Source organism: Mycobacterium asiaticum (assembly GCF_001673315.1).
In the GTDB taxonomy this organism is placed as follows: domain Bacteria; phylum Actinomycetota; class Actinomycetes; order Mycobacteriales; family Mycobacteriaceae; genus Mycobacterium; species Mycobacterium asiaticum_B.
Map to the genome: position 1 here is coordinate 239,212 of NZ_LZLQ01000124.1, position 16,856 is coordinate 256,067.

The window sequence follows — 16,856 nt, forward strand, 5'->3', positions numbered from 1 at the left end:
GGAGCTTGATGACTGTGGGGCTCGTCCTGAAGGTGACCGGCGATGGAACCTGAATTCGACGTCATCGTCATCGGCGCGGGATTCTCCGGCCTGTACATGCTGCATCGGCTCCGTCAACTCGGCATGCGTACTCGGGTGCTGGAGATGGCCGACAACGTGGGCGGTACCTGGTTGTGCAACCGCTACCCGGGCGCCCGCTGTGACATCGAGAGCATCGAATATTCCTACAGCTTCTCCGAAGAGATTCAGCAGGAATGGATTTGGACCGAATCGATGCCCGCTCAGCCCGAGATCGAGGCCTATCTGAACTTCGTGGCAGACCGACTCGACCTGCGTCGCGACATCGCATTCGACACCCGCGTGGTCGCGATGACCTTCGACGAGGACAGCGGCACCTGGACGGTCCGCACCGAAACGGGTCAGGCGCTGACCGCACCGTTCGTGGTCGCCGCGTCCGGAATCCTTTCGGTGCCGCTGGAACCTGACCTTCCCGGGATGGGCTCGTTCGCCGGGGCGTCCCTCTACACGAGCCGCTGGCCGAGGTCTGGTTTCGATCTGCGCGGCCGGCGAATCGGGGTGATCGGCACCGGCTCGACCGGAGTCCAACTCATTCCCGCGGTGGCGCGGGAAGCCAAGCACCTGCACGTGTTTCAGCGATCAGCACCCTACACCCTGCCGTGGCGGGTGCATCGATTCGAGCCCGGTGAATTGGCGGAGATGAAGTCCCGCTACTCCGAGATCCGCGCGGCGCAGCGGGCCCATCCGATCGGGGCGGCACGGCTGAGTGCTTTTTCGGTGCTGCTCGAGATGCTGGCCAGCCCGCCGCTGAAAACTGCTAGCCGCGAAGAACAACTTCGCGCCATCGAGGAAAAGGGCGTATTGGGCGCGCTGAACTGGGGCGACGTTTTCTTCGACATCGAAGCCAACCGGATGGCAGCGCAGTTGTACGGGGAGGCGGTCGCCCGGATCGTCAAAGACCCTCAGACTGCGGCCGCACTGGTGCCCCGGCACCCATTCGCCTGCAAGCGGCCGATCATCGACCAGGGCTACTACGAAACGTTCAATCGGGACAACGTCACGCTCGTAGATCTTCGCCGCGAGACGATCGAGCGGGTGACCGCCGGTGGCATTCGCACCACGCAGGCCGACTACGAACTCGACGTGATCATCTACGCCACCGGATTCGATGCGATGACCGGTGCGTTGAGCCGCATCGACATTCGCGGACGAGACGGGTTGTCCCTCGCCGAGTTTTGGGCCGGCCAGGGGCCGTTGTCCCTGCTGGGGCTGGCGGTCGCGGGCTTCCCGAATCTCTTTACCGTGCAGGGCCCGGGGAGCCCCAGTGCGGCAACGAATTTCGTGGCGGCAATCGAGCAGCACGTGGAGTGGATCGGCGACTGCATCGCCTATCTGAAAGCCAACGGGATTCGTACCATCGAAGCCCTGGACAGCGCGCAACGCGAATGGGTTGAGCATGCGACCGCGCTCGTGGCCCCCACCGTGCTGGTTCATCCGACCTGCAATTCCTGGTACAACGGTGGCAATGTGCCCGGCAAGAAGCGGATGTACATGGGCTACACCGGCGGGATCCCCGAATACCGGCGACGCTGCGATGAGATCGCGGCCACCGGGTACACCGGCTTCAAGCTTAGGTAGGTGATTCGTATGTCTTGGGCACTGCGGGGAGTAGGCATCACCCGTGAATTAGGGATGGTGTTGCCGCGTGCGGTCGCCGGGTTGCGATCCGAGTCCACGGCGTCGACCGTGTCGGTGCCTGCGGCGGCGCGCGGCGTTCGGCAGTTCGGTGAAGTTTTCCTGGACGAACTGGTGCTGACCGGCTTCTCGGTGCTGGGTGGTGGTGCGCCGAAGCAAGTGCGGCCACTGAACGCGTGTGTGCCGGCGGCCGACGAGCTCTCGGAGCTCGGCATCGACCGAGCGCACGCCGAGCCGGCGCCACTGCGGGTGCACGCCATCAAGCGGCAGCGGATCGCCGGCTTGTCCTACGAACGCATGAGCTTTCAGCACGACCCTGCGTTGCCACAATCGTTGGCCGACGAAGGCTTCGGCGGTCCGTCCCGGGCGGTCGTGCACCTGTGCCGGCACCGGGACGGCCCACGCCCCTGGTTGGTCTGGATTCACGGGGCGGGTCAAGGCGGTGCCGAAGACATGCTCATGTCGCGAATCGACCGCATCCACCGGGTCCTGGGATTCAACGTCGCGATGCCGGTGCAGCCGGGTCATGGCAGCCGTCGCGGTCATTGGCCGCGGTATCCGGACATGGACCCGTTGGGCAACGTCGCGGGCATGATGCGGTCGGTGTCAGAGATCCGTGCCGTGGTGCGCTGGGCGCGGCGACAGGCCACCGCGGTTGTGGTAGCAGGGGTTTCGATGGGCAGCCCGGTGGCGGCGCTCGTCTCCCACCTGGAGCGGGACGTCGATGCGGTAGCACTGTACACACCGATCCTCGGGCTCAACGGAATGATCGCGCGGCACCTGGGGCGGTCAGGGTCCTCTCGCAGCGAATACCGAAATCTGCTGCAGTCCGAGGTGGTGGCTCAGCTCACGACGGTGATCGATCCACTCCTGGCCGACCCCGCGCCCCCGCCGCATCGGCGGCTCATCGTCGCCGCCCGGCATGACCGGATGGCCATGCTGGAGCCTGCGCTGGTGCTGCAGGAGAAGTGGGGTGGCCGGCTGTATTGGTATCCCGGTGGTCATGTCAGCCATGTCCTGTCCGGACGAGTGCGGAAGGTATCCGAACAGTTCCTGCAGGAGGTCCGCGACGCCGCCGCGGATGGCGAACTCGAAACAGTGTCCGAGTGATGCCAGTGGTCCGTACGGCCCGTGAGGTGGTGGAACTTTACAATCTGGTGGTATGGAACGAGCGTAACCTCGAACTCGCCGAAGAGTTGTTGGGGGACAACGTGATTCGGCATGAGGTGGGGGGCACGCACACGCTGACGCACGCTGAAGCGGTGCAACGGGTAAATCACATGTGGACGGTGTGCGACTCGCTGCGCTTTGATCTGAACGTCGTCGTCGCCGACGACGAACACGTCGCGATTGTCTACGATTCTGCCATCACGACCGAGGGCGCTCAGACCAATGTGGCAAGCATCGAGGTGTTCAGGGTCGTCGACGGCAGGATCACCGAGGTCTGGAATTGCGGCTACAAGCAAGGGATTTGGGATTGAGCAACGGCACTCTGCACGAATTGGGCTACTACTTGCTCGCCGGAGCCGGGGGTGAGGGCCCGGCCACACTGATGGACGAGGCCCGACACGGCGAAGAACTCGGCTTCGGTACCGCCTTCATTTCCGAGCGGTGGAATGTGAAAGAGGCGTCGTCTCTGGTCGGGGCGGCATGCGCGGTGACCACCAGAATGCAGATCGCCACCGCCGCAACCAATCACAACACCCGTCATCCATTGATCACCGGATCCTGGGCGACCACGATGCACCGACTCTCGGGCGGACGCTTCACGCTGGGTATCGGGCGCGGCATCGCAGCCATATACGGGGCGTTCGGCATCCCGGCAGTAACAACGGCGCAGATGGAGGACTGGGCTCAGGTCATGCGCCGGTTGTGGCGCGGCGAGGTCATCTTCAACCACGACGGCCCGATGGGTAAGTACCCCATCCTGTTCCTCGACCCGGACTTCAACGAGGACATCCGGTTGGCGCTGGTGGCGTTCGGCCCCAATACGCTCGCACTGGGTGGCCGCGCCTTCGACGACGTCATTCTGCACACCTACTTCACGCCCGAAACACTGCAGCGCTGCGTGACGACTGTGAAGAACGCCGCGGAACAGGCCGGCCGCGACCCGGCCAGCGTGCGGGTGTGGTCGTGCTTCGCCACCGTGGGTGACCACCTGCCCGAGCCGCTGCGACTGAAGAAGACCGTCGCCCGGTTGGCCACCTACCTGCAGGGCTACGGCGATCTGATGGTCACCACCAACAACTGGGATCCCGCTGTGTTGCGGCGGTTTCGCGAGGATTCGGTGGTCACGTCGATCGCCGGCGGTATCGACCACAAAGCCACGCCCGAGCAGATCGAGCACATCGCGACCCTGATTCCCGACGAGTGGCTGGCGCCCTCGGCGACCGGTTCGCCACAGCAGTGCGCGCAGCGTATCCGGGACGAATTCGACTACGGCGCCGATGCGGTGATCCTGCACGGCGCGACGCCGCAGGAGCTGCAACCGGTGGTGGCCGCCTACCGCGTATAGCGAAACCCTGCCTAAGGCAGGATCACCGTGCGAGCCACCGGTTCGGCGATCGCCTGCCGCGCGGACAGCGCGCGCTGCAGTGCAGCACGCAGCGCGTCGCGCGTCTCGCCCGGATCGATGAGTTCGTCGAATCCCATGTGCTCGGCCGACCGGTACGAGGCCTGCAACTCGGCGTTGCGCAGCTTGGCCGAGAGGTCCTCTCCGGCGTGCGATGCACGACTGAGAGCGGCGGCGCTCATCGCGCCCATCGTGGCACCCGGATAGGCGAAAGTGGCGGACTGGTGGTCGAATCCGAGCAGCGACATCACCATCGAGCCGAAGCCGTACGCCTTGCGCAGTGTCACATGCAGCTTGATCGTGGTCGCGGCGGTCTGGGCGGCGAACATCCGTCCACCGCTGCGAAGCACCCCCTGGCGTTCGGAGCGGCTACCGGGCAGCATGCCCGGGTTGTCCGCCAGGAACACGATCGGCAAGTGGAAGGAGTCGGCGACCAGGATGAAGTGGGCCGCCTTGTCGGCGGCGTCGGCGTCGATAGAACCGGCTAGCACCCGCGGCTGATTGGCGACGACAGCGACGGGGTGCCCGCCGAGATGGGCCAACGCGCAGATGATCGCCCGGCCGAAGGTCGGTTGGACTTCGAACCAGTCCGGCCGGTCGAAGACCACGTCGAGCACCGCGCGCATGTCGTAAACGCGGCGGTTGTCGCGGGAGACGATATTCAGTAGCTCCGGTGTGGGGCGCGGCTGCGTGGTTTCATCCGCCGCGAGCGAGGGCGGATAGGACCACGCGCTCGGCGGGAAGTACGACAGGTAGCGGCGGATGTCGTCGAGCGCGGCTTCGTCATCTTCGGCGAGGTTGTGGATCACCCCGCTGGGCAGTGCGACGTCCGGTCCGCCCAAGTCCTCTTTCGAAATCTCTTCGCCGGTGGACTCTTTCACCACGGGTGGCCCGGCGGTGAAGATGGTGCCCTGCCTGCTCATGATTCGGAAGTCGCAGACCGGAGCGACCAGAGCACCGTGTCCGGCGGAGGGACCGAGCACAGCGGCCACCGTCGGGACCCGACCCGAACACTGCGTCTGAGCGAGCAGGTCGGTGGGGCTGCGTCCGTAGTGCCCACCGGTGGGACGAAAGCCGGCACCGTCGAGCAGCATGACCAGCGGGATACGGTCGCGCAGCGCCAATTCGGCGATCCGGTAGCGCTTCGAGTTGCCGCCCGGTCCGATGCTGCCGGCCAGTGTGGTGAAGTCTTCGGCACCCACCATCACCGGCACGCCATTGACGAGTCCCGAGCCGGTGACGATCGCGTCGGCAGCCACCTCGCCGCCGACCAAGGTGCCGATCTCCCGGAACGTCCCTGGGTCCAGCAGGTGCTCGATGCGGGCGCGCGCGTCCAACTTGCCCTTGCCGCGGTGCTTGTCGAGACGTTCCGCTCCGCCCATTCCCCGCGAGTGCTGACGGCGCCGGTCGAGGTCGTCGAGCGTTTCTGCCCAATCGGCAGGCTTGTCTGGCGCCTCTGCCATGCTTTGTCGTCCTCACGGTCGGTACCTACCGGATTGCTCACTGTAGCGCGGCTGGGCGCCGCTGAGTTAGCTGACGTTGACCCTACCGAATTGCTTACTGTAGCTTTTGCCTTATGTCGTGTGGGGGCCTCGAGATCACCGGGGGCGTGCCCAGACTGCACCGGGCGGTGCTCGGCATTGAAGGGGTTTGGTGAATGAGCACGCCGACGATGGACGAAGCCGCCCGGGTACTGGCCGACCCCCGAGCCTTCACCGATGAGCGCAGGCTGCACGCCGCGCTAGCCCATCTGCGCGCCAACGCCCCGGTGTCGTGGGTGGACGTACCGCACTACCGCCCGTTCTGGGCGATCACCAAGCATGCCGACGTGATGGCCATCGAGCGGGAGAACATGGTGTTCACCAACTGGCCGCGACCGGTGCTGACCACCCTCGAAGGTGACGAACAGGCGGCGGCGCTGGGCGTACGCACACTGATTCATCTGGACGACCCGCAGCACCGGGTGGTCCGTGCCATCGGCTCGGACTGGTTCCGTCCCAAGGCAATGCGCGCCATGAAGCTACGGATCGACGAGTTGGCCAAGATCTATGTCGACAAGATGGTGGAGGTGGGGCCGGCCTGCGACTTCGTCCAGCAGGTCGCGGTGAATTTCCCGCTCTACGTCATCATGTCCTTGCTCGGCGTCCCCGAGGTCGACTTCCCGCGGATGCTGCGGTGGACGCAAGAGTTGTTCGGCAGCGACGACAGCGAATTCAAGCGCGGTGGCACCACCGAGGAGCAGTTGGCGTCGCTGCTGGAGATGTTCGCTTACTTCAACGAGTTGACCGCGTCGCGGCGCGAACATCCGACCGAAGATCTCGCGTCGGCGATCGCCAACGCCCGCATCGACGGCGAGCCGTTGTCGGACATCGACACCGTGTCCTACTACCTGATTGTCGCGACCGCCGGCCACGACACCACCAGTGCGACCATCGCCGGCGGTTTACAGGCGCTCATCGAGAATCCAGAGCAGCTGCAGTGGCTGCGCGACAACCCCGACCGGATGCCGCAGGCCACCGAGGAGATGATCCGCTGGGTGACACCGGTGAAACAGTTCATGCGTACCGCCGCCAAAGACGTCGAGGTACGCGGGATACCCATCGCCGCAGGCGAATCGGTGCTGTTGTCATACGTGTCGGCCAATCGAGACGAGGATATCTTCGACGACCCGTTCCGCTTCGACGTCGGGCGCGACCCCAACAAGCATGTGGCCTTCGGGTATGGGGTGCACTTCTGCATGGGCGCGGCGCTGGCCCGCATGGAAGTCGCCAGCTTCTTCACCGAATTGCTACCCAGACTGAAATACATTGCCTTGGACGGTGATCCGGAATTCGTAGCCACGACCTTCGTCGGTGGCCTCAAGCACCTGCCGGTTCGTTACTCGTTGACATGAGTTTAAGCTGTCCCTAGCCCACGGTCAGTCAGTGTCAAAGGATGCCATGTCAAAGGATGCCATCGCATGACGCGCAGGACGATTGTCATCACTGGTGCCAGTGACGGCATCGGCGCCGCAGCAGCCGGGCAGCTGAGCCGGAGCGGCGCGAACGTCGTGGTGGTCGGTCGCTCCCAAAGCAAGACCATCGCGGTGGCCAACCAACTGGGTGCCGACTATTTCGTGGCCGATTTTGCCGATCTTTCGCAGGTGCGGGCGCTGGCGGACAAAATCAAGTCCGAGTACTCGCGCATCGACGTGCTCGCCAACAACGCGGGCGGCATGTGCAAAGACCCCGTGCTGACGGTCGACGGCCTGGAAAAGACCTACCAGGTCAACTACCTGGCGCCGTTTCTGCTCACCACGCAGTTGATGGACGTGCTTGTCGAATCCCGGGCCACCGTTCTCAACACCACCAGCAACTCCCAGAAGCTGCTGCCCCGGGTCACCGTCGACGCTCTGGAGCGCACCGAAGGGCGACGGCCCAGCATTGCCTATGCCTACACCAAACTGGCAATCATTCTGTTCACCAGGGAATTACACCGCCGATACCACGGCAGCGGCATCGCGACGGCAACCTTTCATCCGGGCTACGTCAACTCCAACTTCGGTGAGGCCTCGGGTTCGCGCTTCCTGCTCTTCATGAAGAACAACGTGCCGCTGACCGCCCGGTTCACCGCGACGGCGCAGCAGGGTGCCGAACAACTGGTCTGGCTTGCTTCGAGCACCCCCGGCACCGACTGGCGGCCGGGGGAGTATTACGCCAAACACAAAGTGGCCAAAGCAAATCGCGCTGCCTACAATTCGCGGCTGGCCGCCCAGCTCTGGGAACGTACGGAGGCCAGGGTAAGGCCCTAACGAGCCAGACCGCCGTCGCGCAGTACGTCGCACAAGCCGCCGAGTGCGGCGGCGAACTCGTGGTCGGCGGGCGTTCCGAAGTTCACCACGATTCCGTCGCGCTGCGGCGCATCCGGTGCCGCCAGCGGATGACGTAGGCGCGCAAGGCCGGCCACCGCGACACCGGCCTCGCCGGCACGGCGCAGCACTGTCTGTTCGGCTCCGTCGGGCAGGGTCAGCAGCAAGTGCAGTCCGGCCGGCACGCCGCTGATGCCGACGTCGAAGTCAGACAGTGCAGCCACCAGCGTCTCGCGCCGCCGCCGGTAGCCGGCGCGCATCCGCCGAATGTGCCGGTCGTACTGGCCGCTGGTGATGAAGTCTGCCATCGTCAACTGGTCGATCGCATTGACGTAGAACTGTTCACCCCCGGTTGCGGTAACGACGGCATCGAGCATTTCGGCCGGAAGCACGATCCACCCCATTCGCAAAGCCGGCGAAAGGGTTTTGCTCAGCGAACCGAGATAGATGACCCGATCGGGACCCAGACCCTGCAATGCGCCGACGGGTTGCCGGTCGTAACGGAACTCGCCGTCGTAATCGTCCTCGATGACGTAACCACCGGTGCACCGTGCCCAGTCCAGTACCGCGGTCCGCCGCGACGGGTCCAGGGGCACGCCATGGGGATATTGGTGCGCGGCGGTGATCAGGGCCGCGGGCGTGTCGAGTCCGACGAGGTCACTGACCCTGGCACCGAGCTCGTCGATGCCGATCGGCACGGTGGCGCCACCCAGCGACGCGATCGCCTCACGGAACAGAAACAAGGAGTCAACTTCGACCGCGATCGGACGTGCCGGACCGAACGTCTTGGCCAGCAGTTCGACGCTGTGTCGGGTGCCGGCGCAGATCATGATCGACTCAGCGGAGGTGCGTACTCCGCGTGCCCGGCCCAGGTATTCGGCGAGCGCCTCGCGCAACTCGGGTCTTCCACGCGAGTCACCCAGGCGCAGTGCCGCATTCGGCGCCGACGTGAGGGCGCGCCGCGCCGAGGCCAACCACTGGCTGCGCGGGAAAGCGGACACGTCCGGCGACCCCGGCAGCAGATTGTGTCGGGGCGTGCCTGGCGCGCCGCGCGGTTGTACCGCCGGGGCCGGCCTGCCGCCGTCGGCCACCCAAGTGCCTGACCCCTGCCGTGACGCCAGCCAGCCCTCGGCCACCAACTCCGCATACGCTTCGGCCACGGTATTGCGCGCCAGGCCCAGGTCGGCGGCCAGACTGCGCGCGGGAGGCAGCACCGTACCGACGGCTAACCGGCCGGACCGAACGGCATCGCGCAACGCGGTGATCAGCAGCTCACGGACCCCGCGGGCACCAGGGCGGACCACCGGACGCAGGTCCAGATGCAAGTCGCGACCACCAGAATTGGCCCGTGAAGTCATGCATTGATTGCACCATGTACGTGGGTATTTCGGCCCTAATATCGGGATATGACGAAAACACTGGAACGCAACCGCATCAAGATGTACCGGGTGTCGCCCGAGTTTTACGAGGCGATGGCGGCCATGCAGAACGCGGTTGCCAAGGACATCGACCCGGACCTGGCCGAGCTGATCAAGATCCGCGCCTCGCAGCTGAACCATTGCGCTTACTGCATCGACATGCACACTCACGATGCCCGTAAGCGGGGCATGAACGAACAGAAGTTGACACTGCTGCCCGCCTGGGAAGAAGCCGGCGATTTCTACACCGAACGGGAACAGGCGGCGCTCGCACTGACCGAAGCGATCACCGAGTTGACCGGCCCCGGTCACGTCTGTGACGAGGTGTACGACCGTGCCGCAGCTGTGTTCTCTGAGCGGGAACTCGGTCAGGTGATCGCGATGGCGATCGCCATCAACGCGTGGAACCGAATCGGGGTCGCTACCCGGCTATCCCCCCCGCGACGGTAATACTGGGAGCGTTACCGGAAGGGGAATCCGTGCTAGGTGTTCATGGAATGGTGGAGTTGATCGGGTCCGCGGCATGAGTCCTGGCACCGCGCTGGTGACCGGCGGCGCCTCGGGGATCGGAAGGTCAGCCGCGACGCTGCTCCGCGATGCCGGCCACGACGTCGTGGTGTGGGACCTCAACGGCGGTGATATCGACTGCGACATCAGCGATCTCGATGCCGTATCGGCGGCGATGGAACAAACTGTCAGCCAGCACGGCGTCCCCACTCGGGTTGTGACGTCTGCCGGCATCGGGTCGTCCGGTCTGCTGCTGAAACTGCCGCCCGTCGAGTGGGAACGGGTGCTGGCGGTCAATCTCACCGGCACCTGGTTCACCATCCGCGCGGCCGCCCAAGCCATGATCGACGCCGAACTGGAGGGCTCGATCGTCGTCGTTTCAAGTATCAGCGGCACCTTGGCGGACCGAGACATGGGCGCGTACTGCGTGTCGAAGGCCGGCCTGGACATGCTGGTGAAAGTCGCGGCCGTGGAATGGGGCGTCCACGGTATCCGGGTCAACGCCGTCGGGCCTGGTGTCACTCGAACGCCGATGTTGCCCGATGCCGAAAAATGGCCCGCCTGGGTCGAGGGTATGTCCAAGCGGACTGCCCTGCGTCGACTGGGCGAACCTGACGACATCGCCGAGGCAATCGTGGGTGTACTCGAGATGTCGTGGGTCACCGGGCAAGTGCTGCACGCCGACGGTGGTCTGTCCCTGCACAGCCCGATCGACGCCTACGGGCAGGTCGAAAAGCTGGCGAGGCTGAAGCGGCTGCAGGAACTGCACAAGCAGAAGCAGCAGGCGCAACGGGACTAGTCGATGCCGTAATCGATGATGCCTCTGATGATTTCGCCGTTGAGCAGGTCAGCGTAGGCCTCGTTGATCTCGTCGAGGCGGTAGCGCCGGGTGATCATTTCCTCGAGCTGCAGCTGCCCGGTCTGGTAAAGCCGCGCCAGCCGGGCGATATCGGCTTTACCGTTGCACGAACCGAAGATGGTGCCCGCCAACGTCTTGTTCGACAAGATGAAGTCCTGCAGGTTCAGGTTGACCTTGTGCGTCAACTGCGACGTCATGCCGGTCAGCACACACGTGCCGCCCTTGCGGGTCAGTTGCAGGGCATCACGGACGTCGTCGGGAGCGATCAGCGACGGCGAGACCACCACGGAGTCCGCCATCACCCCATAGGTGAGACCGCGCACCAGATCCAGTGCCTCGGCCGTCGACCCGACACTGTGGGTCGCGCCGAACTCCAATGCCGACTTCTGTTTGAACTCCACCGGATCGACGGCGATGATCTGCGCCGCCCCGTTGATCCGGGCACCCTGGATGGCTCCGGTGCCGATCCCGCCGGCCCCGATGACAACCACCGTGTCACCGCCGCGTACGCCTGCCCGGTTGGCGGCGGACCCATAGCCGGTGGGTATCGCACAGGACAACAGCGCGGCGGGCACCAGCGGGATGTCGCGCTCGATCTTGATCAGCGAATCGACCGAGGCCACAGTGTGTCTGGCGAAAGCGCCGACCTTCGCCAGATGGCCGAGCGGCTTACCGGCGGAGGTGTGATGCCGGAAGGTCCCGTCGGTCGGCATGCCCGGCACCATGGTCCCCATGCCGGTGTCGCAGAGATATTCCATGCCGGATGCGCACCACCGGCACTGCCCGCAGACCGCGACGAACGACATCACCACGTGGTCGCCAGGAACGAAACCCGTGACACCAGGCCCTATTTCACGGACCACCCCGGAGCCCTCGTGGCCGCCGATCATCGGAAACATGCTGGGCAGGCCCAAAGCTTCCATCACCTCGTTCGGCGCCGACATGTCGCCCTTGAGGATGTGATCGTCGGAGTGGCACAGCCCCGCGGCGGCCATCTCGACCAGAACTTCCCCGGCGCGCGGCGGGTCCAGCTCGAAGTCCTCGACCGACCACGGTCCGCCGATACCGTGCAGGATTGCCGCCCGGCTTTTCATGCGGTCGGGGTGAACGTGACGGGAAGTTTGTTGGGGGACCGGAAGATTAGTCCGACGATCTTGGACTCCACACCGGTTCCGTCGTCGGGTTCGAATCTCAGATTGTCCAGCCGGTCGAACAGGCTGTTCAACATCACCCGCGTCTCCATCCGGGCCAGGTGCATACCCAGGCACATGTGGATGCCGCCGGCGAAGGCGATGTGGGCCTGACGCGACCGCAAGATGTCGAACTTATCGGCGTCCGTCCAACGCGTTTCGTCACGGTTGGCCGATCCCATGCACAGGTCGACCTGCGCTCCCGCCGGTATCGTCTTGCCGCCGATCTCGACTTCTTCGGTGGTGGTCCGCATGACCATGGTCAGCGGGGTCTCCACCCGCAGCCCCTCCTCGATCGCGAGCGGTATCAGCGACCGGTCCCGCCGGACCATCTCCAACTGCTCAGGATGGGTCAGCAGCAGATACAACAGATTGCCCGAAGACCGGTAGGTGGTTTCCAAACCGGCGGGCAGCAGCAGGCGCAGGAACGAGATGATTGCCTCGTCGGTGAGCTTTTCGCCATCGATCTCAGCGGCGCACAGGTCACCGATGATGTCGTCGGTGGGCTTGCGGCGTCGTTGCTCCACCTGGTCGAGGAAATACCCGTACAACTCCGTCGCGGCGGTCAACCCGGCCATGATGTCGGTCGGAATCGAAATCAGGTCGAGCGACAACCTCCGGAACAGATCGAGATCCTCGCGGGGGAGTCCGAGCAGTTCGGAGATGATGCGGGTGGGGAACTCGAACGTCAGCGCCTTCACCAGGTCGGCGTGGCCGTCCTTTTTGATCTCATCGATCAGCTGATCGCAGACCGGCGCGATGACCGAGGGCTCCCAGCGTTGCAGCGCGGTAGCCCGGAATGCCTTGGCGACCAGGCTGCGGTGATCGTGATGCTCCTTGCCGCCCATCGCGAGGATGGTGTGACCCATGACCAGCCCAATGGTGTTGTCATACGCGGCAGAGGTGAAGATGCGGTCGTCGCGGAAGCCCTGGAATACGGCGTCGTGGTTGAACAACACCCATTCGTCGCTGGGCCGCAATTCCTCCGGCATCAGCTCCGTGTCCATGAACGCCCCATGCCAGACCGGATCGGTGCGTCGTTTGTACTTGAAGAAGGGGTAAGGACTGGTTTCGCCGGTGAAGTCAAGGACGACGGGCGCGCCATCCGGGTCGGTGCTGAGCGTCATCGCGCTCCTCCCTGGGCTGGAATATCGCTATCATAATATAAATAGCAACGTAGCTTATTGACCAGACCGGAGGCGGTGATGCCGCGGTGACGCAGCGCCGCTTCGTGTGCACGGTCGACGAACTGCCCCCCGGTGCGATGAAGCTCATCGACGTCGGAAAGTTCGGTGTCGGTGTGTACAACGTGCATGGCTCGCTGTACGCGCTGGTGAACTACTGCTCACACGAGGGCGCGCCGCTGTGTCTGGGCCCAGTGGGCGGTACCAACGAAGCCGCCCCGGGCGAACCGGGCGGGCTACGCCGGGTGCGCGACGGTCAGATTGTCCGATGCCCTTGGCATAACTGGGAATTCGACATCACCACCGGACAAAACGTGGCAGATCCGAGTCGGCGCGTCCGCACCTATCGGGTCGACGTGACCGACGGGGAAGTGTATGTGACCGCATGAGACAGCCGCTCATCGATGCGAACGTGCAACCGCACTTCCGCTACAACGCCGAAATCCGGCGCTACCTCCCCGCCGCGCACCAACTCAGGTCGATCCCCGACGTCGAGCAACAGTGGTATCAAGCGCCCGGCGGGGACTACCGCGCCGATCTGTACGGCGACGGCTACCCGGGATCGGACCCCGACTTGGTCAGCCGGCACCTGTTCGAAGACAACGGTGCGGACTTCGCGATTCTGAACCCGCTGACCCGCGGCAACATCGCCGACTACCTGCTGAACAGCCGGATCTGCGCCGCGGTCAACGACTGGCTGCTGGACCGGTGGCTCGAACCGGACACCAGCAACCGTTTTCGGGGCACCATCCGGGTCAACCCGGAGGATCCCAAAGGTGCCGTCGCCGAGATCGAACGCTTGGCCGGCAATCCCAAGCTGGTCCAGGTCGGCGTCCCGATGCAGTCTCGCGAGCCGTTTGGCAAGCCGATGTTCGAGCCGATCTGGGAGGCGGCCGCCGCGCATGGGTTACCGGTGGCGGTGCACATCAACGGCGGCAACGGTGTCGACCATCCACCAACATTCGCCGGGCACGCGCACACCTATCCTGGTTACGCGTCGTTCATGCCGCTGAACTATTTCGTGCATCTGGCCACGCTGATCGTCGAAGGTGTCTTCGGCCGGTATCCGGGCCTGACATTCGTCTTCGCAGACGGCGGATACGACATCCTCACCCCGCTGATGTGGCGGCTGGACACGTTTTGGCTGTCGATGCGTGACCAGACCCCTTGGGTGGACTGCTATCCCAGCGAATATCTGCCCGGCCATGTCCGGTTTTGCTCGTCGGCGTTCGACGGTCCCGTCGACTCCAGCCAGGCGCAGGCCTGGATGGACTTCTCCGACAAGTCCGATCTGGTGATGTACGGGTCGAGTTATCCGCACTGGTCGACGACGTCGGCCGCAGTGACGACAGCCGGACTCAATGCCGAACAGCAGCGAAAAGTTCTGTGGGGTAACGCTAGTGAGCTCTACGGGTTGACGGTGACCGAAGGAAGCGTGCTGTGACGATCGTTGAACGACTAGATCAGGACGCGGGCCAGCAGGAGATCGCGGTCACCATCGTCGACACCGATGTGCACCCACTGCCCGTCTCCACCGACGTGCTGAAGTCCTACGCGCCGACCGAATGGGTGGACAAGATTTGGCCTACCGGTAATGCGGTCAGCCCGGTGCCGCACTTCTACGACACGCCGGACTCCTACAAGACGATGTCGTTGCGAATGGACGCACATCCACCCAACGGCGGTGTCGCAGGCAGTGATCCGGATTTCGCCGCTCAGCAACTACTGGTCGAGGCCGGCGTCAGCATCGCCTCGCTGGAGCCGATGTGCGATGCGCAATTGCCCCAGGCCGAGCATGTGTTGAAGTCCACGTACAACGACTGGCTCGCCGACGTGTGGCTGGACAAACACAACGCGCACGGTCGCTGGCGCGGGTCGATCAGCGTCAGCGCGCAGACACCGGAGTTGGCGGCGCGTGAAATCGAGCGGTGGGCCGGCCACCCGTACCTGTCCCAGGTGCTGATCACGCCGCAAACGCGCGGAATTCCTTTTGGCACCCCGCATTTCGATCCTCTTTTCGCAGCGGCCGCGCGCAACGGGCTGCCGGTGGCGACCCACTTGATGGGCCAGACGCCGTTCGAGTTGATCCCGCTGTACCCCGTGGGTAACCCCGCGCACTGGCACGATTTCTTTGCCTCCTGGCCGCTGCTGTACGTCTCTCACCTGACGAGCCTGGTGTTCGACGGCGCGTTCGACCGTCATCCCGACTTGCGGGTGGTGTTCATCGAAGGCGGTTTCACCTGGGCGATGCCGGTGATGTCCCGAATGGACCGGATCTGGGAAGCACGCCGCGGCGATCTGCCACATGTACGGCGTCCTCCGTCGGAGTATGTGCGCGAGCACGTGCACTTCACCACCCAGCCACTCGAGGACGCCGACACCGTCGGATTCCGCGAGTATCTCGAGATGATGGACCTCGGCGACAACCTGATGTTCTCGACCGATTACCCGCACTGGAGCTACGACGCACCGGAGTATGCGATCAACCGGTTCCCCCGCGATCAGCGGGAGCGGATCATGCGCGGTAACGCGACCGCACTGTATGGGTTGCCGGCGACCGTACGGGCCCTGCCGGGGGAGCGGACGGACCGTCTACCTTAAGGGCATGACTCAAACGAATCTCACGCGGCCGCAGGGCCTGGGGCGCCTCGACCCGTCGGTGCGCGCCGCTGCTGAGGAGTTGGGCGTCGTGGAGTTCCGCGCCGAAACCCTGCCTGCCGAGCGAGAACACGCCAACCGGATGGCGGCCGAGCGCGCCGCGGCGGCCGATACGGAAGGGGTCGTGGTCGAATCGCGGTCCATCCCCGGCCCCGACGGCGGGCAGCTCGACCTACGCCTGTACCGCGGTCGCGCCGAGTCCGCAGCGCCGGTAGTGCTCTATGCGCACGGCGGTGGCTTCGTCACCGGGAATCTGGATACCGACCACGTGCACTGCATCGACCTGGCCCGCGCCGCGAATTGCCTGGTGGTGTCGGTGGACTACCGCCTGGCCCCCGAGCATTCATGTCCAGCCGCGCTGGACGACGTGGAAGCCGCGTTGCGCGATGTCGTCGCGAACAGTACCGAGTTGCAGGCTGACACCGACCGCATTGCGGTCATGGGCCGTGATGCGGGCGCCGCCCTGGTGGCGTGCCTGGCGCAGCGGATGTTCGATACCGAGGGCCCGCAGATCCTGATGCAGATACTGCACCAGCCGATGCTGGACGCGGACGCTACGCCGTCGCGACGCGAATTCCAACGCACACCCGGTCTCAACGGCCCGGCAGTGAGCCGAGCCTGGGGGCACTACCTCGGCCATACCACCGCCAGCGGCCACCACATTCCTGCGCACCGCGCCAATTTGGAGGGGCTGCCGCCGACCTACATCAGTTGCTCGGAGATCGATCCGTGCCGGGACGAAGCCATCGACTACGCGAACCGGCTGCTGCATGCCTTCGTGCACACCGAATTGCATGTGGTGGCAGCCACATTCCACGGCTTCGACTCGGTGGTGCCGGATTGGATTGTCTCGCAGGAGAACCGGGCCCTGCATGCGCAGTCGCTGCGCCGGGTGTTCAGCGCGTAGC

The 16,856-nt window shown here is 64.8% G+C and carries 16 protein-coding genes; 12 read left to right on the forward strand and 4 right to left on the reverse strand.

The window, feature by feature from the left end; all coding sequences use genetic code 11:
* Positions 1-42 precede the first annotated feature (42 nt).
* Genes A5636_RS20160 through A5636_RS20175 form a run of 4 tightly spaced genes read left to right on the forward strand, consistent with a single transcriptional unit; the run spans position 43 to position 4,228 of the window.
* Positions 43-1,656 carry a flavin-containing monooxygenase gene (locus tag A5636_RS20160; RefSeq protein WP_065160377.1) on the forward strand — a complete coding sequence of 538 codons (1,614 nt, stop codon included), beginning with the start codon at positions 43-45 and terminating at the stop codon, positions 1,654-1,656.
* Positions 1,657-1,665: 9 nt separating this feature from the next.
* Positions 1,666-2,823: a PHB depolymerase family esterase gene (locus A5636_RS20165; RefSeq protein ID WP_065160378.1), complete on the forward strand. Its 1,158-nt coding sequence runs from the start codon at positions 1,666-1,668 to the stop codon at positions 2,821-2,823.
* Positions 2,823-3,194: a nuclear transport factor 2 family protein gene (locus A5636_RS20170; protein WP_065160379.1), complete on the forward strand. Its 372-nt coding sequence runs from the start codon at positions 2,823-2,825 to the stop codon at positions 3,192-3,194. The genes A5636_RS20165 and A5636_RS20170 overlap by 1 nt, the downstream gene beginning before the upstream one ends.
* Positions 3,191-4,228: a TIGR03857 family LLM class F420-dependent oxidoreductase gene (locus tag A5636_RS20175; RefSeq protein ID WP_065160380.1), complete on the forward strand. Its 1,038-nt coding sequence runs from the start codon at positions 3,191-3,193 to the stop codon at positions 4,226-4,228. Before A5636_RS20170 ends, A5636_RS20175 begins: the two co-directional genes overlap by 4 nt.
* 11 nt (positions 4,229-4,239) lie before the next feature.
* Here A5636_RS20175 and A5636_RS20180 read toward each other — a convergent pair whose 3' ends face one another.
* On the reverse strand, positions 4,240-5,748 hold the full coding sequence (locus tag A5636_RS20180) for an acyl-CoA carboxylase subunit beta (RefSeq protein WP_065160381.1): 1,509 nt from the start codon (positions 5,746-5,748) through the stop codon (positions 4,240-4,242).
* A gap of 209 nt (positions 5,749-5,957) precedes the next feature.
* On the opposite strand from A5636_RS20180, the gene A5636_RS20185 reads away from it, so the two are divergent.
* A complete protein-coding gene (locus A5636_RS20185) occupies positions 5,958-7,178 on the forward strand; it encodes a cytochrome P450 (RefSeq protein ID WP_065160435.1) in 1,221 nt (406 codons plus the stop codon).
* A 66-nt stretch (positions 7,179-7,244) separates the two neighbouring features.
* Positions 7,245-8,075, forward strand: coding sequence for an SDR family NAD(P)-dependent oxidoreductase (locus A5636_RS20190; RefSeq protein ID WP_065160382.1), 831 nt, complete (start codon positions 7,245-7,247; stop codon positions 8,073-8,075).
* On the opposite strand, the gene A5636_RS20195 is transcribed toward A5636_RS20190, so the two are convergent.
* The gene (locus tag A5636_RS20195) at positions 8,072-9,490 is read right to left on the reverse strand and encodes a PLP-dependent aminotransferase family protein (RefSeq protein ID WP_065160383.1); all 1,419 of its coding nucleotides are present in this window, start codon (positions 9,488-9,490) and stop codon (positions 8,072-8,074) included. The genes A5636_RS20190 and A5636_RS20195 overlap by 4 nt on opposite strands.
* 48 nt (positions 9,491-9,538) lie before the next feature.
* Here A5636_RS20195 and A5636_RS20200 point away from each other — a divergent pair, with 48 nt between their 5' ends.
* The gene (locus tag A5636_RS20200; protein WP_065160384.1) at positions 9,539-10,000 is read left to right on the forward strand and encodes a carboxymuconolactone decarboxylase family protein; all 462 of its coding nucleotides are present in this window, start codon (positions 9,539-9,541) and stop codon (positions 9,998-10,000) included.
* A gap of 73 nt (positions 10,001-10,073) precedes the next feature.
* Positions 10,074-10,856, forward strand: a complete 783-nt coding sequence (locus A5636_RS20205) for an SDR family NAD(P)-dependent oxidoreductase (protein ID WP_065160385.1) — start codon at positions 10,074-10,076, stop codon at positions 10,854-10,856.
* Here the strand turns inward: A5636_RS20205 and A5636_RS20210 are convergent.
* A complete protein-coding gene (locus A5636_RS20210; RefSeq protein ID WP_065160386.1) occupies positions 10,853-12,010 on the reverse strand; it encodes a Zn-dependent alcohol dehydrogenase in 1,158 nt (385 codons plus the stop codon). The two genes, A5636_RS20205 and A5636_RS20210, sit on opposite strands and share 4 nt — an antisense overlap.
* On the reverse strand, positions 12,007-13,233 hold the full coding sequence (locus A5636_RS20215; protein WP_065160387.1) for a cytochrome P450: 1,227 nt from the start codon (positions 13,231-13,233) through the stop codon (positions 12,007-12,009). The genes A5636_RS20210 and A5636_RS20215 overlap by 4 nt, the downstream gene beginning before the upstream one ends.
* An 86-nt stretch (positions 13,234-13,319) precedes the next feature.
* On the opposite strand from A5636_RS20215, the gene A5636_RS20220 reads away from it, so the two are divergent.
* From A5636_RS20220 to A5636_RS20235, 4 genes are read left to right on the forward strand one after another with little or no spacing between them, the layout of a single operon-like run.
* Positions 13,320-13,679: a Rieske (2Fe-2S) protein gene (locus A5636_RS20220; protein WP_081287894.1), complete on the forward strand. Its 360-nt coding sequence runs from the start codon at positions 13,320-13,322 to the stop codon at positions 13,677-13,679.
* Positions 13,676-14,734, forward strand: a complete 1,059-nt coding sequence (locus A5636_RS20225; protein ID WP_065160389.1) for an amidohydrolase family protein — start codon at positions 13,676-13,678, stop codon at positions 14,732-14,734. The genes A5636_RS20220 and A5636_RS20225 overlap by 4 nt, the downstream gene beginning before the upstream one ends.
* Positions 14,731-15,891, forward strand: coding sequence for an amidohydrolase family protein (locus tag A5636_RS20230; RefSeq protein WP_081287895.1), 1,161 nt, complete (start codon positions 14,731-14,733; stop codon positions 15,889-15,891). Before A5636_RS20225 ends, A5636_RS20230 begins: the two co-directional genes overlap by 4 nt.
* Before the next feature lie 4 nt (positions 15,892-15,895).
* The gene (locus A5636_RS20235) at positions 15,896-16,855 is read left to right on the forward strand and encodes an alpha/beta hydrolase (protein ID WP_065160390.1); all 960 of its coding nucleotides are present in this window, start codon (positions 15,896-15,898) and stop codon (positions 16,853-16,855) included.
* The last annotated feature ends 1 nt before the right edge of the window (position 16,856 follow it).